Annotated in this window: 3 protein-coding genes; all 3 read left to right on the forward strand. The window is 38.7% G+C overall.

What is annotated here, in order from left to right; translation table 11 throughout:
- Positions 1–93 precede the first annotated feature (93 nt).
- The 3 genes from AB6E52_RS22975 (at position 94) to AB6E52_RS22985 (ending at position 1,425) form a co-directional block, all read left to right on the forward strand.
- Positions 94–429, forward strand: coding sequence for a hypothetical protein (locus AB6E52_RS22975; RefSeq protein ID WP_016785591.1), 336 nt, complete (start codon positions 94–96; stop codon positions 427–429).
- An 8-nt stretch (positions 430–437) separates the two neighbouring features.
- Entirely contained in the window at positions 438–839 is a 402-nt protein-coding gene (locus AB6E52_RS22980) for a hypothetical protein (protein WP_016785592.1), read from the forward strand.
- 178 nt (positions 840–1,017) lie between these two features.
- Positions 1,018–1,425: a hypothetical protein gene (locus AB6E52_RS22985; RefSeq protein ID WP_016785593.1), complete on the forward strand. Its 408-nt coding sequence runs from the start codon at positions 1,018–1,020 to the stop codon at positions 1,423–1,425.
- Positions 1,426–1,673 lie beyond the last annotated feature (248 nt).

Here is a 1,673-nt window from a genome sequence, read left to right on the forward strand (position 1 = left end):
TAAGTAAGTATGGCACGCAGAGTGTCAGGTAGAGGGAGTCCATATCATTCGTTATGTGTAGCGTACTATATCAGTTGGGAAAAAGAGGGAATTATGACAACAAGAAGTAAGCAGCGAGTCCACTACTCGATAGAAATTGGTGAAATTACCGATAGGGGAAAGGCAAAAATAGCACGTAACTTGCGCCTAAACTATGACTTTAAAATTGTAGCGTATGGTGTTCATAAAGGTATCCCGACGGTAACAATAAAGGATGCTCATGGGGACACATGTGTTGTAGGAGTCGGAGTTACAACCAAAGCCAAAAGAGGCAGGGGCATTGTCTCTCGTAAAGTTCACTGCAGGATTGCTGAAAATGATATTGCCAAAGGTAAGGTCATAAGGGCTACTCGTGGCACTCGAAGCGGTGGTCCGAAAGGTAGGGAATAGGAAAAACAATGAACTTAGACTTTGTTAGGCAAGAGTGTCAAGACTATAGCAAAGCAACCAGTGAAGCCGCTAGGAGACTCGCATTAGCAGGTATCGCTATTGTTTGGTTGTTGGCTGATAAAGATAAGGAAGAAGTTCTCAACTTTTTGCCTATCTGGTTCTTCTTAATTTGTTTGTGTTTCGAGTTTGTGCAATATGTGTGGGGCTACACTAGTTGGTTGATTTTTGACTATGTAAAAGAAAACGCACTGCAGGACAAATATGGAGATGACGGTGCTTCAATAGAAGAGGCTGATTTTGAAGCACCATTTTGGATGAATTATCCAACAAATCTCTTCTTTTTCTTGAAAATTGTTTTTGTTTCCATTGGCTACTATTACTTGTTAGTGGACGTAACTCATTTGATATAAATAGCTTGAATTCAAACACATAACAAACAATTTAAGAGTGATTCCCCACGCTTGGCATTTTTGGTTTGGGTCAATTTCAGTGTTTACGGCGCCCAATTTGAGTGCCGTGGTAGCGTGGCTCACACCTTAATTGGGCGTGATTTTTTAAATTGGTTAGGTATAAAAATAAGAGGTCAAAATGGACGATACAATTAAGACAAAAGAAACAAGTAGTGATGAAAGCAAAATGAGTCAAAAGTTAGATTTGAGTAAGCTAAATACAGTCTTAACAATCTCGCTTAAGGTTGTTTTACTTGGGGCAATTATTACAACATTTATTGCTGGTAAATCAATCTATGAACAATATGCTCACTATGGCCCAAGTTGTAGCGATAATATCTCTAGTTTCCAGTATTGGAGTGATAATGCTAAAAACGCGAAAGGTAAAATAGTATCTGTTCATAAATCAAGACTTCAAACTGAAAATGGTACAACTCAATGTTATGGTAAATTTTCACTTGAGGATGGAAGCTACAGAAACTGGAATGGTTCAATCAGTGAGTTAGCAAATAAAGATGTTGTTGGGTGGACAAAAGTTAGTGAGTAATTAGTCACATAACAAATGCATCAACACGATTTACTACACTCGGCATCTCAGGTTGTCGGGTGTTTCTCGTTTTAAGGCGTCAATATTAAGTATAATTGTTTGGTAGTAAACGTGTTATGCAGGCGTTAAATTATTGGAGTCCGAGTGGAAGTCAGAAAAGACCTAGAAGAAGTGTAAACGCCCCATGAACCTACAGGCTTTGTTTCCTAAATCAGGGAACTAATGCTTAAAGCTACGATCAGATCATC

The organism is Vibrio sp. 10N.247.311.13, from assembly GCF_041467595.1.
GTDB classification, from domain to species: domain Bacteria; phylum Pseudomonadota; class Gammaproteobacteria; order Enterobacterales; family Vibrionaceae; genus Vibrio; species Vibrio crassostreae_C.